Annotated in this window: 18 protein-coding genes; 17 read left to right on the top strand and 1 reads right to left on the bottom strand. The window is 38.2% G+C overall.

Features of this window, described 5'->3' with window-relative positions:
- Positions 1–131: 131 nt before the first annotated feature.
- From DW085_RS16010 to glf, 17 genes are all read left to right on the top strand, one after another.
- Complete coding sequence (locus tag DW085_RS16010) at positions 132–1,046, top strand: sugar phosphate nucleotidyltransferase (RefSeq protein ID WP_118493635.1); 915 nt, start codon at positions 132–134, stop codon at positions 1,044–1,046.
- A 161-nt stretch (positions 1,047–1,207) separates the two neighbouring features.
- Positions 1,208–2,341: an FAD-dependent oxidoreductase gene (locus DW085_RS16005; protein WP_118493632.1), complete on the top strand. Its 1,134-nt coding sequence runs from the start codon at positions 1,208–1,210 to the stop codon at positions 2,339–2,341.
- Positions 2,331–3,269: a glycosyltransferase gene (locus DW085_RS16000; protein ID WP_118493629.1), complete on the top strand. Its 939-nt coding sequence runs from the start codon at positions 2,331–2,333 to the stop codon at positions 3,267–3,269. Before DW085_RS16005 ends, DW085_RS16000 begins: the two co-directional genes overlap by 11 nt.
- 9 nt (positions 3,270–3,278) lie before the next feature.
- Positions 3,279–4,202: a sugar nucleotide-binding protein gene (locus DW085_RS15995; protein WP_118471612.1), complete on the top strand. Its 924-nt coding sequence runs from the start codon at positions 3,279–3,281 to the stop codon at positions 4,200–4,202.
- The gene (locus DW085_RS15990; protein WP_118493626.1) at positions 4,189–5,196 is read left to right on the top strand and encodes a hypothetical protein; all 1,008 of its coding nucleotides are present in this window, start codon (positions 4,189–4,191) and stop codon (positions 5,194–5,196) included. Before DW085_RS15995 ends, DW085_RS15990 begins: the two co-directional genes overlap by 14 nt.
- A 111-nt stretch (positions 5,197–5,307) precedes the next feature.
- On the top strand, positions 5,308–6,306 hold the full coding sequence (locus DW085_RS15985; RefSeq protein ID WP_118493623.1) for a hypothetical protein: 999 nt from the start codon (positions 5,308–5,310) through the stop codon (positions 6,304–6,306).
- Entirely contained in the window at positions 6,306–7,097 is a 792-nt protein-coding gene (locus tag DW085_RS15980) for a sugar phosphate isomerase/epimerase family protein (protein ID WP_118493620.1), read from the top strand. Before DW085_RS15985 ends, DW085_RS15980 begins: the two co-directional genes overlap by 1 nt.
- The gene (locus DW085_RS15975) at positions 7,094–8,935 is read left to right on the top strand and encodes a hypothetical protein (protein ID WP_118493617.1); all 1,842 of its coding nucleotides are present in this window, start codon (positions 7,094–7,096) and stop codon (positions 8,933–8,935) included. Before DW085_RS15980 ends, DW085_RS15975 begins: the two co-directional genes overlap by 4 nt.
- A gap of 152 nt (positions 8,936–9,087) precedes the next feature.
- Positions 9,088–9,900 carry a glycosyltransferase family 2 protein gene (locus DW085_RS15970; protein WP_118471604.1) on the top strand — a complete coding sequence of 271 codons (813 nt, stop codon included), beginning with the start codon at positions 9,088–9,090 and terminating at the stop codon, positions 9,898–9,900.
- Between the two features lie 98 nt (positions 9,901–9,998).
- Complete coding sequence (locus DW085_RS15965) at positions 9,999–10,913, top strand: sugar phosphate nucleotidyltransferase (RefSeq protein WP_118471602.1); 915 nt, start codon at positions 9,999–10,001, stop codon at positions 10,911–10,913.
- 31 nt (positions 10,914–10,944) lie between these two features.
- Entirely contained in the window at positions 10,945–12,534 is a 1,590-nt protein-coding gene (locus DW085_RS15960) for a hypothetical protein (protein ID WP_107000863.1), read from the top strand.
- 8 nt (positions 12,535–12,542) lie between these two features.
- On the top strand, positions 12,543–13,526 hold the full coding sequence (locus DW085_RS15955; protein ID WP_107000862.1) for a glycosyltransferase family 2 protein: 984 nt from the start codon (positions 12,543–12,545) through the stop codon (positions 13,524–13,526).
- Positions 13,527–13,543: 17 nt separating this feature from the next.
- A complete protein-coding gene (locus DW085_RS15950) occupies positions 13,544–14,857 on the top strand; it encodes a glycosyltransferase family 4 protein (RefSeq protein ID WP_118293319.1) in 1,314 nt (437 codons plus the stop codon).
- 7 nt (positions 14,858–14,864) lie between these two features.
- Positions 14,865–16,067, top strand: a complete 1,203-nt coding sequence (locus tag DW085_RS15945; RefSeq protein WP_107000860.1) for a hypothetical protein — start codon at positions 14,865–14,867, stop codon at positions 16,065–16,067.
- A gap of 172 nt (positions 16,068–16,239) precedes the next feature.
- On the top strand, positions 16,240–17,172 hold the full coding sequence (locus tag DW085_RS15940; protein ID WP_118493641.1) for a MarR family transcriptional regulator: 933 nt from the start codon (positions 16,240–16,242) through the stop codon (positions 17,170–17,172).
- Positions 17,172–17,939: a hypothetical protein gene (locus tag DW085_RS15935; RefSeq protein ID WP_118493614.1), complete on the top strand. Its 768-nt coding sequence runs from the start codon at positions 17,172–17,174 to the stop codon at positions 17,937–17,939. Before DW085_RS15940 ends, DW085_RS15935 begins: the two co-directional genes overlap by 1 nt.
- Positions 17,940–18,204: 265 nt before the next feature.
- Entirely contained in the window at positions 18,205–19,317 is a 1,113-nt protein-coding gene (gene glf, locus DW085_RS15930) for a UDP-galactopyranose mutase (RefSeq protein ID WP_107000857.1), read from the top strand.
- Between the two features lie 535 nt (positions 19,318–19,852).
- Here glf and DW085_RS15925 read toward each other — a convergent pair.
- The gene (locus DW085_RS15925) at positions 19,853–20,968 is read right to left on the bottom strand and encodes an alginate O-acetyltransferase (protein WP_243034066.1); all 1,116 of its coding nucleotides are present in this window, start codon (positions 20,966–20,968) and stop codon (positions 19,853–19,855) included.
- Positions 20,969–20,975 lie beyond the last annotated feature (7 nt).

The raw sequence follows: 20,975 nt of genomic DNA, 5'->3' as shown, positions 1-20,975 counted from the left end.
ATATGGGAATATATAATTAGAAGAGTATGAAAAATTTATAGATAAAATATTGAAAAGCAATATTAAACAGCAATGAAAATACATATATGAATTTTTGATGAGTATAGAAATGGATTATTTACGGAGGAAAAATGGAAACTACCCTTATTATTATGGCGGCAGGTATCGGTTCCCGCTTCGGAACCGGTATCAAGCAGTTAGCCAAGATGGCTCCCAATGGGGAGATTATTATGGATTTTTCGATTTACGATGCGAAAGAAGCGGGATTTACAAAGGTTGTCTTTGTGATTCGAAGGGCTATCGAAGCAGAGTTTAAAGAAGTGATTGGAAATCGCTTATCAAAAGTTATGCCGGTAGAGTATGTTTATCAGGAATTGGAAGATTTGCCGGGAGGTTATCAGGTTCCGGAAGGACGTATAAAACCATGGGGAACAGGACAGGCGATCCTGGCTTGTAAGGATGTTGTGAAGGAGCCATTTGTGATTATTAATGCAGATGATTACTATGGGAAAGAAGCATTTGTAAAACTTCATGATTTCCTAGTTTCAGGAAATGCAGATAAAGATAAGATAAATCTTGCGATGGCAGGATTTTCCTTAAAAAATACTTTGAGTGAGAATGGAACTGTTACGAGAGGCATTTGTGTAGCAGATAAAGATGGATATCTGGAGAAAGTTATTGAGACAACGGGAATTCAGAGCGCAAATGGGAAGATTCAGTGTGATAATGAAGAAGTTAGTAGATGGGTTACATTAGATACGATGGTATCTATGAATATGTGGGCCGGATATCCGGACTTCCTTCAGTATATAGATGAGGGATTTTCTGGATTCTTAGATAAACTGAATGACAATCCACAGAAAAAGGAATATTTGCTTCCGAATATTGTGGCGGAGTTATTGGAGAAGAGAGCTGCGTCGGTAAAGGTTTTAGGTACATCTGATAGGTGGATTGGGATTACATATAAGGAAGATATTGAACCGGCACAGAAAGGTTTTTCATTAATGATAGAGAAGGGCCTGTATCCGGTAAACTTATGGAAGTAATTTTAAATCCAAGAAAAAAATTAGTAAGTAGTTTTTACAAAATAATTTAATCTATTTATTTTCAGTGACAAAAAGGATGTCACTGTTTTTTATTTTAGCAGAGATCCATTGTTTTATGATATCTGTAGAAGCAATAAAAATGGGCATAAGGAGCGGAGAGGATGGAAAAGTACGATAAGATAATTATTGGTGCAGGGTTATATGGACTTTATTCTGCATTGTTTTGTGCAAAAAGAGGGCAGCACGTCATCGTTTTGGAGTGCGACCCGACTCCCTTTAGGAGAGCAACCTATATTAATCAGGCACGAGTTCATCAAGGATATCATTATCCCAGATCAATTTCAACCGCGATGAAGTCGGCAGGATATTTTGAACGGTTTAATAAGGATTATGCTTTCTGTGTGAATAAGCAGTTTGATCAGATATACGCAACATCTAGCCAATATTCCTGGTCGGACGGTAAGCAGTTCAAGGCTTTTTGCAAAGCAGCGAATATTCCCTGCGAAGAATTGAATCCCGGAAACTATTTTAAAGAAGGTATGTGTGATGGGGTATTTCGGACTCGGGAATATACATACGATGCCATGATATTAAAGGATTATCTCCTGGAAGAGTTGAAAAAATTTCCTGGTCACGTAGAAATAAAATATGGTGTGAATATTATCGGCATTGAAAAACTTCAAGATGCTTATGTTATTAATACAGATACTAAAGAGAGATATAAATCAGGATTTGTATTAAATGCGACATATGCGGGAACCAATCAGATCCTTGATATGGTTGGATTTGAAAAGTTTGGTATAAAATACGAGTTGTGTGAGATCATTCTTTGCGATGTGAATGATAAATTGAAGGATATAGGATTTACAGTAATGGATGGCCCGTTCTTCTCTATTATGCCGTTTGGTAAGACAGATTTTCATTCGCTTACGTCTGTAACCTTTACACCGCATACCACAAGTTATGATGAGGTTCCTATATTTGAGTGTCAGGAGAGAAGTGGCGGTTACTGTTCTACGTTCCATCTGGGAAATTGTAATGACTGTTTGGCGAAACCGGTAACGGCATTTCCGTACATGGCAAATTTGGCACGTAAATATATGTTGGATGATTATGGATTTGAATATAGAAGCTCATTGTTTTCGATGAAACCGATTCTGATGAGCTCAGAAATTGATGATTCAAGACCTACCGTTATTCGAAAATACTCCGAAAAACCAACTTTTGTTGGGGTTTTGTCGGGCAAGATAAATACAGTATATGATTTAGATGAGGTGCTTAGTGATGATGAATAAAGAGAAGAATTTTGCATCTGCCGTTATTTATGTGCATAATGCAGAAAATAGAATTGAAAATTTTTTGAATATGATAATTAAGACGATGGAGGATAATTTTGAGAATTCTGAAATTATCTGTGTGAATGATGCTTCGGAGGATCGTTCTTTAAATATTATTAAGGAAACAAGCAAAAAGGCATCCAGTACAAGTGTATCAGTTGTGAATATGAGTTATTTTCATGGATTGGAACTTGCAATGAATGCGGGGGTGGATCTTTCAATCGGTGATTTTGTGTTCGAGTTTGATAATACGTTCCTCGATTTTGAACCAAGGGTGATTATGGAAATTTATCGCCATTCTCTGGAAGGATTTGACATTGTAAGCGCTTCCCCAGACAGAAAGGAAAGGTTTACTTCGAAACTCTTTTATAAAGTTTTTAACCATTATACGACATTAAATTATAAGATGGGAACGGAGAGTTTTTGTGTACTGAGCAGACGTGTTATTAACCGAATCAGCTCAATGAATAAAACAGTACCGTACCGGAAAGCGATTTATGCAAATAGTGGATTAAAAACAGACAATATCAAATATCAGACAATCGAATCGGGAAAACAGGCTTTTGATAAAGAGGAAAAAGGATATCGTTCAGGGCTTGCGATTGATACATTGATATTATTTACAGAGATGGGATATAGTTTTTCGAAGATTATGACAGCATTAATGATGCTTATGTCATTATTTATGAGTGTTTATTCGGTTGTGATTTATGCAACGGCAAATCCAGTTGCAGGATGGACGACGACGGTTCTGTTCCTTTCGGTTGCGTTCTTTGGACTTTTCGGAATCCTGACCATTGTTATTAAATATTTACAGTTGATCGTAGAACTGGTTTTCAAACGCAAACATTATAGTTTTGAGGGAATAGAAAAATTGACGAAATAGGAGAATGAAATGAAGGCACTAGTGGGATATACGGGCTTTGTAGGAAGCAATATTTATGATGCAGCAGGTAAGGAAATTGACTCGGTTTATAATTCGAAAAATATAGAGGATGCGTATGGGACATATCCGGATTTATTGATTTATGCGGGGCTTAGAGCTGAAAAGTATCTGGCGAATAATGCACCGGAAAAAGATATGGAGTTAATTTATCAGGCGGAGGAGAATATAAAGAAGATCAGTCCCAAAAAATTGGTACTTATATCTACGATAGATGTATTTAAGACACCAAAAGCGGTTGATGAGGATTCTGTCATTGACACAGAAAATCTTCATGCTTATGGATACAATCGATACCAATTAGAACTCTGGGTTAGAAAAAATTATCCGGATGCTTTGATTATCAGGCTTCCGGGGCTTTTTGGAAAGAATATTAAAAAGAATTTTATCTATGATTTTATGAATGTGATTCCGTTCATGTTAAAAAAAGAAAAAATTGAAGAATTAGCACAGCGTGATCCAGAATTAACAAAATTTTATGTTTTGCAGGAAAATGGTTTTTATAAGGTGAATGTTCTAGAGAAAGATAAGGCAATGCTGAAAGAAAAGTTTAGACAGCTCGGATTTTCGGCACTTAACTTCACAGACAGTCGAAGCAGATATCAGTTCTATAATCTGGGAAATCTTTGGAGAGATATTAATATTGCACTTTCAAAAGGAATAAAATTATGGCATCCAGCCACGGAACCGGTATCAGCTGGAGAAGTTTATGAATATCTTACAGGAGAAAAATTTACTAACGAACTGGGTAGTGTACCGGCGGATTATGATTATAGAACCATCTATGACAGAACATATGGAGGAAGTAACGGGTATATTATTAGAAAGAAAAGAGTGTTGAAACAGATCTGGGAGTTTATACATGTATATGCTTAAATTTTACAATATTTCTGAAAGGTTCAAACAGGAGATAAATGAATCAAAATATAAACGTTGGATTTTAGAGAATAAAGGAATGCTGTTAATATCCATCTTGATTGCTATATTTTTGACCATATTAACATATCCGGGAATTATGTATTCAGATTCATATGCGAGAATAGGTGTGACATCTGAACTGAAAACTGCCATTCATGCATTTAATGTTGGAAATGTATCTATGACAAATTTAGCTTCTTGGCTCACGATTACGCCTTCATTTTTCATTTTGCTTTCTGAACAGATTGTCGGAAGTGTTGTTTTGTATACGTTTGTTCAGTGTTTTTTATTGTTCCTCTCGACATATATAATGGGTGATGGTTTAACAAATGAGGGACATAGAAGATGGAACCGGCTCTGTATTACATTAAATCCGGTCTTATGGGCTTTTGGAGTTTATTATGAGGCAAGCGTTGGTTGTGTAACGGCAATTATGGGTATATTGCTGTTAGTATGGAAATGGGACTCTTTAAGTAGTTACTTTGACAAAATCATTACTATAGTATTACTGATATTTTCATCATATGTTTGTCTTGGATATAGGGCTAATGCATTTACAATAATTCCTATATTAATTTTAATAGTAATTCTAAAGGAACGAAAAGTAATTAAGTCTACAATGATAATTTGTTCAATATGCATTGGTACTATTATGGCATTGGCTGTTCCTAAAGCATTGAATATTGATACTATGTCATCATATGCAGGATCATTAATTTGGGAAATGGTATCTACTATCCAGTCGATGGATGAAGAAAAACAGAGCCAATACATTACATATTTAGATGATGTATTTGGGGAAGAAGCGACAGCTACGGCTGTAGCTAATAATTCATATACTGGAGAATATTCTTCGATTAATGATATTTGGTGGGGAAATCCTTTTAATACGGAAGATGTTTCAAAATCGGAAAATACAAAAAAGGTTTTAAGCAAATATATACATTTATAGATATCAGAGCCTAAGGATTGTCTAAAAGTAAAATGGAACTTTATTTCTCATAGCCTTGGTATAAATCAACCTCTTAGGATGGCTGAGTATGACTATAACAGAGATAATAGTATGAGCCAGTTTGGATACAATGATTGTAAACAACGCTTGGCATATGTGGATTTCTTTCTAGCATTTATGAATTTTATGATTATTTTTAGAATTCCATGGTTGATGTTCACAGTTGCGTTAGTGTTAATATTAATTTGGAGATTTAAGTGTGGGGGAAAGAAAGAAAATATAAATATATATGAGGCAAGTTTTGGCATCGCTGTATTTTATTATGGTGCTTATATTTTAAATACACAATCATTTGAATTTAGGTATTACTTTCCGTCTTGGTTATTATTGTTCCTTATTATTTTTTCGCTCTCTGCTGATTTGTGTTTTAGAAATAAAATTTTAAAGAAAATTATGATATGCTTGTTACCAATATTAGCAATTGTTTCATTCTGTGGAACATATGGCGAATACACTAAAGTCGGGGATAATATAGTGAAAAATATAACGAAGGAGGGAACTCTGCTTTGTGAAAATGGAAAGAATTATGTTTATTATTTAGATGGAAAACTATATTTTGTTAATTTGCCTGGATCGGATGAAATATACACATATTTTCTTCATTATTTTCCTCTGAATGGAGATATGATAAATAGTGATTTCAAATACGAATTAATAAAGGTAGCTACATCATTTTGGAAAAATTCGGTAGCTGTGATGGATATGCCAAAACAGGAAGTGGAAAAGATTGAATTTGGACAATATTATGGGGATACTCGTTTCTGGGAAAGAACGATTGAAACTAGTTCATTCATATCAAGACCGAAAATGTTATATCTTTCTGATTACACAGATAATGACTGGAATTGTGGTTATAGTAATTTGGAAAATTGCTTTTTAATAAATAATTTGGACTTAGAAAATTATTATATTAAAGGAAAGGAATTGCAACTCCAAGATGGAAGTGTCACAAGAATAACAGATGTTCAGGAAGTTGCAGGATATATCAGAATATATACAGACGAAAAACTTGATGATGTATCAGTAAGGGAATATCAGGTGATAGAATAATGAATTTATCAATATCAAATATAGGCTGGTCAAGTGAACAGGACAGTCGTGTTTATGAAATGATGAAAAAATATGGTTTTTCCGGATTAGAAATTGCCCCGACTAGAATTTTCCCGGAGAATCCTTATGACCATTTAAAAGAGGCGGGAGAATGGGCAAAAAAAATAAAGGAACAGTATGGTTTCGTTGTACCGTCAATGCAGTCCATTTGGTATGGAAGGCAAGAAAAAATATTTGGTACGCAAGAGGAGTTTAATGCACTTGTGACATATACGAAAAAAGCGATAGATTTTGCATCCGTTATCGGATGCAAGAATCTTGTTTTCGGCTGCCCGCGAAATCGTAATTTACCGGATGGTGCTGATTCTGCGAAAGGCGTGGAATTCTTTAAGATCTTAGGTGATTATGCTGCATCCAGAGAAACTGTGATTGGAATGGAAGCAAATCTTATTATCTACAATACAAACTATATCAATGATACCAGAGCAGCGATTGAACTGATTCGAAAAGTAAATTCGGATGGTTTTAAGCTCAATCTGGATGTTGGAACAATGATTTATAATCAGGAAGATATAGATGAACTTGTTGGAAATGTAGGTTTAATCAACCATGTTCATATCAGTGAACCGGGGCTTAAGCCGATCGAAAGTAGGGAAATTCATAGTAAGCTTAAAGATATCTTGTTGTCTGAAGGATATATGGGCTTTGTGTCTATTGAAATGGGGAAAGTTGACAATGCGGAAATACTTGAAGAAACAACAAAATATATTGCGGAGGTGTATAGAGTATGATGAGACTTGCGTTCGGGGGGGGGGGCAGATGGCGCTGTCTAAGTAAAAATCAAGCATTTACAGGACTGTTTTATGTTGGAATCATCCTTATGGTAATTATGGTATCAATAATAAAGTTTCGAGGCGGTGAAATCAATTACCTGGATTCAGATGCAACTTGGCATACATTATTGACGATGCAAGCATATGACGAGACACCTATTAGTCAACATAAATTTTTGCCGATAGTCAGCTTAGGAGGAGTGGACAATAAGGGGATTTCATGGGGCGCAACAATACCGGATAAAGAAGGAAATTTTTATTATACTTCATTTTCGCCTGCTGGATTTGTATTGCCATATTTATTTATAAAAGTATTTAGATTGCCGATAAACGAAAAGAGTTTGTACTATTTCAATACACTATTATTTGCGATATCTGCGGTTTTGTGGGCTTTTTTTTTGAAGACGATTTATAAATCAGAAAAGTGGAGAAGACATATTATTTGTATTGGAGTATTAACATATATCTTTTCTCCAGAACTATTTCATGGAATGGGAATTGTATATTGGCATCAATCTATAATGCAGGTAATGTTAATAGCACAATTTTTAACATACTATCAATATAAAACTAAAAACTCTAAGAAAGGTAAAATCGCTTTTTATTTAATTACACTAATTATCCCATATATCGAATGGACGGGATATGTGGCTAATTTAGGATTTGCTCTTTTTGAACTTGGTTCAGATTGGAAGTTCGATCTTAAAAGAGCTTGGAAGAATGCGATTGTGATTGGAGCCATCACAGCTGCGTCATTTGGATTGTTTACTGTACATTATTTGAGTGTAGTAGCTGCATCAGATTTCTTTCTTGCTTTAAAAAATAGATTTTTTGCAAGAAATATTGCTTCGAGTACATTATTAACGGATGTATTTGGTAGTTATTTAAAGTCATTTTTGTTGTTATGGATTTTGCTATTCTTTTTAATAATATGGAATATTATTAAAAATGAAAAAATTGAATTGAAGAATAAATGCATCTTATTTGTTTTGGCTTTTCCACTTTTGGAAAATGTTGTTATGAAAGAACATGCATTGTCATATTCTTATGACAGAATGAAGATGGTATTTATATTATCTTATCTGATCTGTGAGTTGGTGGCTCAAATACTGGTTAGCTATGAGAAACGAAATAAAGCAGCATTTATAATTATTGCTATAGTCACAGTTATTTGCTGTTTTGGAAATTTGAATTATTATAGGAAAGATTCAAAATATATTTGGGATATTACTTATAGAGAAACAAACAAAAAAATTTCTGAATATATTAATCAAAACTATTGGAATAGTGTATTGACAACAAATGCTTCAGTTAGAGGATATTTAAATTTATTATTTAACAGGGGAATTTATGAATGGGGAGACATTGATTCGGTTAGAGATATTGCATTGCAAAAAGGAAAACGCTATGCAATCGAATTGAAAACTCTGGATGCTCCAGGAAATATGTATCAATTAACAGGTGCAATAGTATATGATGTCGCTGTTGATAAGTTTATTTATATTAAGCTTAGAAATGATGGGACAATAGTGGAATTAAATAATGATGTTGAGGAATATAACTTGGCAGATTTGACAGATGAAAATTGGACCTCTGGATATTCAAATGTAGGTAATGTATTGCTTTTTTATTATGAAGAAGAATTATTGAATAATTTACGAAACGGAACATTCGTTTCTACTGGAGAGAGGCAATTTACTATTCAGGATATTAAATACGATAGTCAATGGATTGAAGTTACCGTTGAAGGCGATGCATCATCGTGTAAATATCCGGCATACATTTCGATACAATAAAGAAATAGATTACTTCAAAGTAAAATGCGACAGAATAATATGATGAAATTAAATTGTACTAAGAAGGACTGTTCGTACAGATGAGGTAGACAATCTAAATAGTATGGTTAATAAGATCACAAAAAATAAAAAAACAAAGTAGGAAAAGAAAAATGATATTTGAAAAACAAAAAGGTATTCCTAAATTTGAGTGTATGGAATATCAAAAAAAAACAAAAGATTATGTTGTCCTAATTCCGATTATCAATGAAGGAGAGCGGATTTCCAAAGAATTAAAGAGAGCGAAAAAATATCAAGTGTCAGAGTATGCAGATATTGTAATTTGTGATGGTGGTTCAACTGATGGTTGTACGGAAGAAAAGAATCTGAGAAGCCTGGATGTTAATACTCTTCTTGTGAAAATGGATGTAGGAAAACAGGGAGCTCAGCTCAGAATGGGATTTTGGTGGGCGCTAAAGCGGGGATACAAAGGGATTATTACAATTGATGGAAATAATAAAGATAGCATAGAAGATGTTCCTCGTTTTATAGAGAAATTAAAGGAAGGCTATGATCTTATTCAAGGCTCAAGATTTGTAAAAGGCGGCAAAGCGATTAACACGCCTTTTATTCGGACAGTATCTGTAAAATTAATCCATGCCCCAATTATTTCGCTCACAGCGCATCAGAAGTTTACAGATACTACGAATGCCTATAGAGCGTATTCTGCAAGGTATCTTACGGACAAGCGGGTGCAGCCGTTAAGAGACATTTTTATGACCTACGAACTTTTGGCATATCTTTCAGTACGTGCTACACAGATAGGAATGAAAGCTTGTGAGATACCGGTGACCAGAGCATATCCTAAGACAGGAAAAACTCCTACGAAGATTAGTTTCTTTAAGGGCAATAGTGAATTAATAAAAATTTTGATTGCAAATGCTAGAGGAGTATATAAACCAAAGTACAAGAAGATTAATAATTAAAAAAATATTGTGTTCCATTTTCGCTTGTGTCACATGTACATTATGATATTTCTTAAAAAAGATGCGAAAAGTGAGTAAGGAATAGCTTGAGGAGAGATATGAATACAGTGCTCATAATCATGGCTGCTGGCATCGGTTCCCGCTTCGGAACCGGCATCAAGCAGCTTGCAAAGATGGCTCCCAATGGGGGGATTATTATGGATTTTTCGATTTACGATGCGAAAGCGGCTGGATTTACTAAAGTTGTTTTTGTGATTCGAAAAGCAATCGAAGCGGAATTTAAAGAAGTGATTGGAAATCGCTTATCGAAAGTTATGCCAGTAGAGTATGTCTATCAGGAATTAGAAGATTTGCCGGATGGATATAAGGTTCCTGCAGGACGCGTGAAACCGTGGGGGACTGGACAGGCAATTTTAGCTTGCAAGAATGTAGTAAAAGAGCCATTTGTGATTATTAATGCAGATGATTATTATGGAAAAGAAGCATTTATAAAGCTTCATGATTTCTTGATTTCCGAGAATGAGAATAAAGAGAAGATGAACCTTGCCATGGCTGGATTTTCTTTGAAGAACACGCTGAGTGAGAACGGAGCTGTAACTAGAGGTGTCTGTGTGGCAGATGCAAATGGATATCTGGAGAAAGTGATTGAGACAACGGGAATTCAGATAGTGGATGGAAAAATACAGTGCGATAATGCGGAAGTCAGCAAATGGATTACATCAGATGCAATGGTATCTATGAATATGTGGGCGGGATATCCGGATTTTTTGCGGTATATAGATGAAGGATTTGCCAGATTCCTTGATACATTAGGGGAAAATTCAGAGAAGAAAGAATATCTTCTCCCGAATATTGTGGCGGAATTGCTGGAAAAGAATTTGGCGGCTGTAAAAGTCCTGAATACATCGGATAGATGGATTGGTATTACATATAAAGAAGATATAGAACCGGCACAGGAGAAGTTTCGATTTATGATGAAATCTGGCATATATCCGATGCAGTTATGGGAGTAGTAATGTATAAAAAATTAAGAAGGTTTAGATTATGAATTTTTTTGAGAAGTTGAAATTATTAAAAAAGAATAATGCTACTGAAATGAATTACAAGATGTTATTTCAAAACATTATAAAGGGTATATATCTGTCCGTATTTTTGATAATAATTTTAATTTGTGTTTTTTTCCCTAAGATTGAATATGCAAATAAATCTCTTTGTGCGAATTTTTTGTCGCCATGGGTGCTAATGTTTTTGGGAACGATTTTTTTTGCTGTAGTATATACTGTGGCAAATTGTTTTAACTTTAAAAACAGTAAAAAAACTATGATAGTCGTTTCGATACTGTTTTTCTTTTTGAACCTTTTTTGTGTGTATAATTATTATTTTTATACAGGGTGGGATTCTTCCGAATTAATAAATTTTTCTAATTCATATATACACCATCAAAATGCAAATGATTATCAATGGTATTTTTCAAGATACCCTAATAACCTGTTTTTGGCAGAAATTTTCTCTATAATCCGATTTGTGGCACATAATATAGGATTCCATGATTATGAATATTTTGCTATTTTGACAGTTCAATGTTTTTTAAATGCCGTAACAGGCTATTTATTATTTCATATAATTAAGTATTTATTTGATGATACAAAAATTTCGCTGTTTGGGTATGTTGTTTATGTTCTTTTGGCTGGAATATCTCCATGGATTTCTATACCGTATTCGGATTCTATGGCATTGATATTTCCTACGTTGATTTTATATCTTTATATTCATAATAAAAAGAAGAATTCTATGTTAGTGTGGTTCTTCATAGGTCTTTGTTCAACGGTGGGATATAAAATAAAACCTCAAACATTTATCGTTTTTATTGCAGTTATTTTAGTTGAAACATTTTGCGTTGCAGGAAAGAGAGAATTGAAAAAAAGTTTCTTGAATGATTTGATTGCTATTTTTGGCGCTTTCATGGGGCTGTGTATAATTAAAGTTGGAATTTCGGCGATGAATTTTCCGGTTGATAAAAACATGTCTTTTGGAATTGCACATTATTTTATGATGGGTATGAATCCTGCTGATATGGGAAATTTTTCTGATAAGGATGTTGAATTTTCTGCATCATTTTCAACTTGTGCAGAAAGAAACGCAGCAGATTTGTATGTGGCAATTAATCGTATTAAAAATATGCATGTACTAGGCTTGGTGCAGCAATTTGCGCGAAAAATATTATCCAATTATTATAATGGTACATTTAGCTGGGCTGCAGAAGGTGGATTCTTTTTGGAAGTATTTCCTCCGAAAGCGACACCAATATGTGAGTTTTTGCGTGGTTTGTATTATACGGGACAATATGGAGACATCGGAAAATACTATATTTTATGGTCAAATTTTGAACAGATGATATGGTTGACAATTATATTTTTAAATGTGTTTGCATGGCATGCAACTAAAAACAATCGTGTATGTGTGATTATGTTAAGCATCTTAGGGCTGACACTGTTTGAATTAATTTTCGAAGCACGTGCAAGATATTTATTCACATATATTCCACTATATATTATATTGTCTCTCTATGGATTCCAATATATAAGATCAAGATTAAATACTTTTAGAGAACGATATAAAAGATCGGAAAGGTAAAATTTAAAATGAATACCATATTATACATTATTATTCCTTGTTACAATGAGGAAACAGTTCTTCCAATTACATCAAAGATGTTTTTGGATAAGCTGACTTCTTTGATTCAGTCTAATACGATTTCTAACAGCAGCCGTATCCTTTTTGTGAATGATGGAAGTAAGGATAAGACATGGGAAATCATTTGCAATCTGGCAAAACAAGATGAACATTTTATAGGAATCTCTCAGAGCCGTAACCGAGGCCATCAAAATGCGGTTCTTGCGGGTTTGATGGAAGCGAAAGATAAATGTGATATTACAATTTCCATTGATTGTGATGGTCAGGATGATATTAATGCTATGGACGAGATGGTGGAGCAGTATAAGCAGGGATGTGAAATTGTCTATGGCGTCAGAAGTAAACGTGATACAGATACATTTTTTAAACGTTTTACAGCAGAAGGATTTTATAAACTTTTAAACTGGATGGGTGCGGAGGTTGTCTATAATCATGCGGATTATCGCCTTGTCTCAAGTCGGGTGTTAAAGGAGTTTGCTAATTTCAAGGAGGTAAATCTTTTTTTGCGTGGGATGTTTCCGCTGGTTGGCTTTAAGAGCACAAGTGTTTATTATGAGCGTCATGAAAGAATTGCAGGAGAAAGCCATTATCCATTAACGAAAATGTTGAGCCTTGCGTTTGATGGTATTACGAGCTTGAGCATAAAACCTATTCGAATTATTACAGCGCTTGGTACGGTGATTGCAGGACTCAGTTTTCTTGGAGTTATTTGGTCGATCGTGATGCGTTTCATGGGAAATGTAGTTGCCGGATGGTCGAGCATGACATGTATTATTTGCTTGATTGGCGGAGTGCAGCTGGTTTGTCTAGGGATTTTAGGTGAATATATCGGAAAGATTTATATGGAAGTCAAGCATCGGCCGAGATATATTATTAGTGAACGGACAGAAGTAAAAGATACTTCTAATTCACATAAGAAGGTTCACTATTAAGTCTGGGGGGTGCCTGAATGGAGAGACAGGAAATGGAAGGAAAGCAGCGCAGGAAGGCTCTTCTGGTTACCCATGTCAGCGGCTTTGTCCCGCAGTTTGAGATGAACAATGTCCATATTTTACAGAAAATGGGATACGAGGTTCATTATGCCTCAAATTTTCATACGCCGTCCTATGGAACGGATAATCACCGTCTGGATGGAACCGGGATTATCTGTCACCAGATTGATTTTGTACGGAGTCCGTTTGATAAGCGGAATTTTCAGGTGTACCGTCAGATGGTTGAGCTGATGCGCCGGGAAAATTTTTCGCTGGTGCACTGCCACACACCGATGGGAGGTGTGATGGCGCGCCTGGCGGCCCATGCGACGGGGACTGGCCCGGTGATTTATACGGCGCATGGATTCCATTTTTTTAAAGGGGCGTCGTGGAAGAACTGGCTGTTTTATTATCCGATGGAAAAGTTTTTATCGAGGTATACGGATCAGCAGATCTGTATTAACCGAGAGGATTATGAACTTGCGAAACGGAAATTCCATGCGAGGTATGTGGATTATGTGCCGGGTGTGGGGATAGAGGAAGATAATTTTTTTAAAATGGGGGAAAAGGAACGTCAAAAGAAGAGAGAGAGTCTGGGCGTGCCGCCGGGACGGGTAGTGCTTTTGACGTCCGGGGAGATGATTCCGAGGAAAAATCAGGAAGTGCTGTTTCGGATGCTGGCGAAGCTGAAGGATTCGGAAAAGGAGTCAGTTTTATCGTTGGAACGAAATGAAACGGCAGATGAGCAGGAGGATGCTGGAACAGGCAGGCGAGTTGAGAGATGCAGCTATGAACGGCTGCATCTTTTATTATGCGGACATGGCGAATTGAAGGAGTATTTGCAGGATCTGGCAGCGCAGCTTGGGATAGCGGATCATATATCATTTTTGGGTTATAGGGAAGATATGGCGGAGATTTTTGGTGCTTCGGATATCTTCCTTTTTCCGTCTTTCCAGGAAGGACTGCCGCGTGCGATGCTGGAGGCGATGGCGAGCGGACTGCCGGTGGTTTGTTCGGAGATCCGGGGCAATACGGACCTGATGGGAGAGGAGTGGACTTTATCTGAGGATGGAAGCCAGAAAATCTGTCCGGGCGGAATGATGATTGAGAAGATGCAGGATGAAGAAGTCTGGGCGCGGGCACTTTTGTATATGCTGGAACATATGGATGAATGGGACCGGATGGGCGAGGTGTGCAGAAAGCGAAGCCGTCTGTTTGGCCTGGATGCAGTGGGGGAAAAGATGGAGAAGATTTACAAGAGACTGCTGGGAAGAGAGTCGGAGAGAGGATAAAGGAGTCATGAAGGAGAAGATGGTATTTGCGCCAGCCAGCGTATTGTTTTTATTGTTTGTTTTTTTGAAACAGTTTTATCTATTTCCTTCGGGAGGAATGGGAGCGGCGGATGTTTGTCTGCTGCTCTCTTTTTTTATTTTACTGGCTGGATGCTTGAAAAAGAAGGAACGAATCGGACGGGTTCGGGAAGATGGTTTTTTCTATGTGTTTTTGCTGTTTGTGATAGGGATTAATGCATATTATGGTATACGGCTGGGGCGGAATGAGTTTTTCCGGTATACGTTTTTCTGGATTTATAATGCCTGTGCGATATGGACGTTTCGGAAGCTGGTGGATCAGGAGAATGAAACGTTTTTATTGTGGATGAACCGGGTGGTGAAGGTAAATATCGTTTTGCAGCTTCTGGTATATGCATCGGGCCATGGACGGATTTTTCATGAATACTGGGGCGCGGTGCGGTACCAGGGAACGTTTAATGATCCGAATCAGCTGGCGTTTTTCTTATTTATGATGGTGCTGCTTTTGTACCTGTACCGGTGTCGGTTCGGCGATCGGAGCTTTCTTATTTTTTACTTGCTGGCTTTACCGGTGCTGGCGGCATCGAAATCGACGGGAATTCTGCTGGGCTTTCTGGTTTTTACCTTGCTGGCAGGAGCGCATGCACTCTATCTGGAGGGATGCAGGAGAAAGGTTCCGTCGAAGGTGTGGATCGTGGGAATCTGTGGTGGATTTCTTTTGTTGGGCGTGTTTTTGTGGTGGATATGGCCAGCGGCGGATTTCGATGTGAAGACCGTGGATTACAATATGCTGACCCGGATTCAGGAGAAGATCTGGAAAGTTGCACATGGCGGACTTTTGGGACTGTTTCTGGATCGCGGCATGGAGAAGCTGGTGCTTTACCCACAATACCTGTTATACGGCGCAGGCGAGGGCGGATTTGACCGTTTCACGCTGACCAGCCAGATCAATGAGATTCATTGCTGCCTGTTCAGTGTATTATTCTGCTATGGAATAATCCCGACGGTTTTCCTACTTATCTGGCTGGTCCGGAATCTGCGGTATATGAATGCGGCGATGATGTGTGCGGTGGCAGGGATTTTGGCGGAGAGTTTCTTTTTGGTGAATTACCGGCAGCCGATGTTTTGGATGATTTTGGTGTATGGGAGTGTGATAAGGGAGAAGGAGAGTGAAGGTAGGCTTTTTTCTTAACAAATGTGGTTAGGAAAAAAATTTACATTTGGAAATATTTAAAATTTGCTGCTCCTAGTTGATTTTTTTTGAGGATTGAAATTAGCAATAAACTTAAAACAACTCAAAAACTTGATTTTTAACATTGACTAAGTTAAAATGAAAGAAATTGAGTTAAGGAGGAATGGAAAATATGCTTACAAGCGTATTCGGGATTTCTATAAAATATGAAGCATGGAATCATCAGGATTCTTTGCCTGTTTATATTGCAGGAAGTTATAATTTTCACACAGCATATATTGGAAACAGACGCTGTATAATGCTTACTCCGACAGAAGAACTTGCCACACTTCCGGCATTGAAAAAACAGATTACAAAAATACAGCAGATTGATAATGTACCAGTCGTATTTGAACTTGCGTCGGTATCTAATTATCGAAGAAAAAGCCTTATAGAAAATAATATACCGTTTATTACTGATAAGCAGGTCTTTCTTCCTTTCATTGGGACAATGCTTTCTGATGAGAAAGAACCCCAAAAGCTGACAGATAAGTTTGTTTGCTCAACACAGCAGTTGTTTTTGTTTTATCTGTATAGTAAGAAAAAACGATTGTATATTTCAGAAGCCGGAAAAGTACTTCCATTTACAGCAATGACCTTGACCAGAGCAGTAAAGCAGTTGGAAGCGACGGATTTGTTTCTTGTAGCAAAAGACGGTGTCAACAAGTTTATTGAGTCAAAATATAACAGAGATGAATTATTTGAAAAAGCAAAAGTATATTTGACAACACCTGTCCGCAAAGCAGGATATATAGATAAGACGCAAGTTACAGAAAATATGGTTTTTGCAGGGGGAACGGCACTTTCTGAAAAAACAATGCTAAATCCAAGCCGAGTTGCTACCTATGCAATCAGTGAGAAGGATTATGATAAAACTTTACTGACCGATGAATTGATAGACCCAGATAAGCAGGTAAGACTTGAATTATGGGCATACAACCCGAAACAATTTTCAGAGGATAACAGTGCTGACGATATTTCCATTGTTTTATCTTTTGGAGATACAAACGATGAGAGAATTGAAGAAGCAGTAGATGAATTGCAGGAAAGAAGGTTGAAGGAGTAATGGTCAGCGGATTTACAAAATTTAAGGAAAGATTTCAGGGTTTTGAAAATCAATATGTTATCATCGGCGGGACAGCTTGTGATTTGATTATGGAAAATGAAGAATTACCGTTTCGTGCTACAAAAGATGTAGATATTGTATTGATTGTCGAATCCATAACAGCGGAGTTCGGTAGGCAGTTCTGGGAGTATGTCAAGGAAGCAGGATATGAGCATTTGAATAAAAGTACCGGAAATACACAGTTTTATCGTTTCACATCTCCGAAAAGCAAAGAATATCCATATATGATAGAAATATTTTCCAGAAATCCGGATTTTGTTATATTGGAAGATGATGCAGTTCTCACACCGCTTCCGATAGACGATGAAATCTCCAGCTTGTCGGCAATCCTTTTAAATGAAGCGTATTATGAATTGCTAAAAACCGGACAATTGATGGTTGATGGCATTCCGGTATTAAGTCCGACTTGTCTGATACCATTTAAGGCGAAAGCGTGGCTGGATTTAAAGAAACGCAAGCTGAATGGAGAGCAGGTTGACAGCAAAAATATAAAGAAACATAAAAATGATGTGTTCCGATTAGCACAGTTAATCACAGCCAATACAAGGCAAGTTCTCAGTCCGGAAATAGCAGAGGATATGAAAAAGTTCTTATCTGAAATAGCTGATGAAACAGTGGATTTAAAGTCCTTGGGTATAAGAGGAACAGATAAGAAGAAAATGACAGATATGTTGTACCAGTGTTATGGGTTGAAGGATAATACATAGTAAAAGTGTTCTTGAAGATTTTGGACTCGCCCTGAGAGGGGAGGGTGCGGACATTTTCTTGGACAGGTTAAACAGCCAATCCAAGTCTACGTCTGTACTCCATAGGACTCATGTATCCTAATGGAGTATTAATAAGGTATTGTGTCCAAATTGAGAGTTTGTTTTGGGGAATGCTTGAAGCTGACGGGATATTCTTGTTTAAATTGTCGTTGTATGTTATAAATAAATCACAAGTATAACAACACGTAACAAGGAGAAAACCAACATGTACGATTATTTAATAGTAGGCGCCGGTCTCTACGGTGCCGTATTCGCCCATGAGGCGAAGAAAGCGGGCAAGAAGGTTCTGGTGATTGACCGCCGCCCGAATATTGCAGGAAATGTGTATACAGAGCCGATGGAGGGCATCCAGGTTCACAAGTATGGCGCGCATATTTTCCACACGAATAATAAGGAAGTCTGGAATTATGTAAATCAGTTCGCGGAGTTTAACCGTTTTACGAACTCTCCGGTGGCGAATTACCACGGCGAGCTGTATTCCCTGCCGTTTAATATGTACACCTTCAACAAGATGTGGGGTGTCGTGACTCCGCAGGAGGCAGCGGCGAAGATCGAGGAACAGCGCAAGGCAGCAGGCATCACCGAGCCGAAGAACCTGGAAGAGCAGGCGATCAGCCTGGTTGGTACGGATATTTATGAGAAGCTGATCAAGGGATATACACAGAAGCAGTGGGGAAGAGAGTGCAAGGATCTTCCGTCCTTTATCATCAAGCGTCTTCCGGTTCGTCTGACCTTTGACAACAACTATTTTAACGCCCTGTATCAGGGAATCCCGGTTGGCGGCTATACGAAGATGGTTGCCAATATGCTGGACGGCATCGAGGTTCGCCTGGAAGAGGATTATTTTGAGAATAAGGCTGATTGGGATGCGATGGCAAAGAAAGTAGTTTACACCGGCGCGATCGATGCGTATTTTGAGTATTCGCTGGGCGTTCTGGAGTATCGTTCTGTGCGCTTTGATACCGAAGTGCTGGATATCCCGAATTTCCAGGGCAATGCGGCAGTGAACTATACAGATGCGGAGACTCCGTGGACGCGTATTATCGAGCATAAATGGTTTGAGTTTGGCAAGGATGCGGATGGCAATGATCTGCCAAAGACGGTTATCAGCCGTGAGTACAGTTCTGAGTGGAAGTTAGGCGATGAGCCGTATTATCCGGTCAATGATGCGAAGAATGGTGCGCTGTATGAGAAGTACAAAGAGCTGGCCAAGAAGGAAGAGAAGGTAATCTTTGGCGGACGTCTGGGCGAGTATAAGTATTATGATATGGATGCGGTGATTGCTTCGGCGTTGGAGCTGGTGAAGAAAGAGCTGTAGGAGAATTTTTGATTTTTATCCGGATCGGTGGATGGTTTCGGAATCATAGATTAGATGGGAAGCTATCTGCTGATTCAGATAAAATGGTGAAATGAAAATTGCAAATTTTTAAATTGCTAAAAAATTGTAATTTCGCTTGAATCTTACGGATTATAATGTTATATTATATATAAAGGATGCCACCGATAGACGGTTTGGTTCCCTAGTGATTAAGACAAGAAAATAGCCGCAATCGTGTCAGGATGGGCGGCTATTTTTTTGCGCTTTTTTCTACATCTTTGCCAAGTGAATATCCGGCTTTGAAGCAAGTTGCGCCGAAACTCAAAATCGCTAGTACAATTCCAATGATTTCCATATGGCATCCCTCCTCTCAGGTAGATTCCCTTGCAGGTATCTATGTAATCAGAGGGTACGCAGCCCTCTGAAAGAGGACCAAGCCGCCTACCGTGTTATGGTGGCATCCATAGATTGATTGTATCACATTTCTTTTAAATTCGAAAGTTTTTTGCACTGTTTAAATAAAAAAATGCACATATTATTTTTGCGTTGGCATCAATTTTTTCAAATCCTCCATCATTCTCCCCAAATCCCGTTCCACCACCTCATACACCAGCACATCCGGCTTATTTTCGTTCAAAAATTCCGGCTCAAATACCTGCCAGTGGTAAAAATCGGTATACGCAAAGTATTTCGGCAGTCCGGCCAGCAGGGCGGTTCCGAAGGAGTCGCGGTAAATCGCGATGCGGCGCGGGTCGGGCGTCTGGACTGCTGAGATGTGGGCGATGTTGCCATCGTCAGAGGCACTGTCGTAGTGGATGGTTACGTTGTTTCGATACCCGGATACATCTGCTTTGGTATCGTCGCACATGGATTCTGGCATGTGGAACAGGTTCGCCAGATCGCCCGGATCGCGTGGCTCATAGGTGACAGTGACGTCCTCGATCGGCGTGGAGGTGCCGCCAGCGGCATCGATGATCTGCCCGGAGACGAGAAATCCGGCAGCATCGTTCCAATGGGTGTCGGTTTTGAAATACCACTGATAGTCCCGGCGGTTTTTGAGCTCCGGGTATGGATTGACAACTGGGACATTTGTGTGTATTTCCAGATAATCGAGCAGTTCACTGCGGCGGGTAGGTCCGTCCGGTGCGGTGAAGCCATCCGGGAGGAATTCGCTGTATACACCTTCTTTGTTGGGCGCACACAGGAAGATAAATTCAGTTCCCTGTTTTTCCCAGGCATCGTGAACGGTCTGGAGTTTTTCGGCCAGCATACGAAGTTCCCCGGCGGAAAAACGGTTGGTGCCGAGGAAGTCCTCGACAGAGCTTCCGAGCGTGTAAAAGTACCAGCCATCTTTTCCGGTGATGACGTCCTGCGAGTCTCCGAACTGGAATAAGGAGAGGTTTAAGCGGGCGTTCAGGCTTAAGAAGCGGTTGCGGAACGCCGCGTGGTCGTTGATCCAGTCCTCAACACCGGATGGAAAGGTATCGATGGTTTCCAGCGACAGAGTTGGAAATGCCGCCAGACTGCGGTTTTCGCCGGTGCCCTCATCGGCTGTGGTTTTCAGGATAGGAACAGCAGGTTGGGGGAGAGGATGCAGGCGAAGAAGACTGCGATCATGATATGAGTGCGTTTCATAGGATAAAGTCCTCAATTCATAA

The organism is Clostridium sp. AF50-3 (genome assembly GCF_003477445.1).
Taxonomy (GTDB): domain Bacteria; phylum Bacillota; class Clostridia; order Lachnospirales; family Lachnospiraceae; genus Otoolea; species Otoolea fessa.
The sequence above is the reverse complement of the archived record's forward strand: the minus strand, read 5'-3'. Positions and strand labels throughout refer to the sequence as shown.

What these genes read in the sequence shown, in the direction of transcription:
- DW085_RS16010 (WP_118493635.1), top strand. Translation starts at nt 132, where the DNA reads ATGGAAACTACCCTTATTATTATGGCGGCAGGTATCGGTTCCCGCTTC.
- DW085_RS16005 (WP_118493632.1), top strand. Translation starts at nt 1,208, where the DNA reads ATGGAAAAGTACGATAAGATAATTATTGGTGCAGGGTTATATGGACTT.
- DW085_RS16000 (WP_118493629.1), top strand. Translation starts at nt 2,331, where the DNA reads ATGATGAATAAAGAGAAGAATTTTGCATCTGCCGTTATTTATGTGCAT.
- DW085_RS15995 (WP_118471612.1), top strand. Translation starts at nt 3,279, where the DNA reads ATGAAGGCACTAGTGGGATATACGGGCTTTGTAGGAAGCAATATTTAT.
- DW085_RS15990 (WP_118493626.1), top strand. Translation starts at nt 4,189, where the DNA reads ATGTATATGCTTAAATTTTACAATATTTCTGAAAGGTTCAAACAGGAG.
- DW085_RS15985 (WP_118493623.1), top strand. Translation starts at nt 5,308, where the DNA reads ATGAGCCAGTTTGGATACAATGATTGTAAACAACGCTTGGCATATGTG.
- DW085_RS15980 (WP_118493620.1), top strand. Translation starts at nt 6,306, where the DNA reads ATGAATTTATCAATATCAAATATAGGCTGGTCAAGTGAACAGGACAGT.
- DW085_RS15975 (WP_118493617.1), top strand. Translation starts at nt 7,094, where the DNA reads ATGATGAGACTTGCGTTCGGGGGGGGGGGCAGATGGCGCTGTCTAAGT.
- DW085_RS15970 (WP_118471604.1), top strand. Translation starts at nt 9,088, where the DNA reads ATGATATTTGAAAAACAAAAAGGTATTCCTAAATTTGAGTGTATGGAA.
- DW085_RS15965 (WP_118471602.1), top strand. Translation starts at nt 9,999, where the DNA reads ATGAATACAGTGCTCATAATCATGGCTGCTGGCATCGGTTCCCGCTTC.
- DW085_RS15960 (WP_107000863.1), top strand. Translation starts at nt 10,945, where the DNA reads ATGAATTTTTTTGAGAAGTTGAAATTATTAAAAAAGAATAATGCTACT.
- DW085_RS15955 (WP_107000862.1), top strand. Translation starts at nt 12,543, where the DNA reads ATGAATACCATATTATACATTATTATTCCTTGTTACAATGAGGAAACA.
- DW085_RS15950 (WP_118293319.1), top strand. Translation starts at nt 13,544, where the DNA reads ATGGAGAGACAGGAAATGGAAGGAAAGCAGCGCAGGAAGGCTCTTCTG.
- DW085_RS15945 (WP_107000860.1), top strand. Translation starts at nt 14,865, where the DNA reads ATGAAGGAGAAGATGGTATTTGCGCCAGCCAGCGTATTGTTTTTATTG.
- DW085_RS15940 (WP_118493641.1), top strand. Translation starts at nt 16,240, where the DNA reads ATGCTTACAAGCGTATTCGGGATTTCTATAAAATATGAAGCATGGAAT.
- DW085_RS15935 (WP_118493614.1), top strand. Translation starts at nt 17,172, where the DNA reads ATGGTCAGCGGATTTACAAAATTTAAGGAAAGATTTCAGGGTTTTGAA.
- glf (WP_107000857.1), top strand. Translation starts at nt 18,205, where the DNA reads ATGTACGATTATTTAATAGTAGGCGCCGGTCTCTACGGTGCCGTATTC.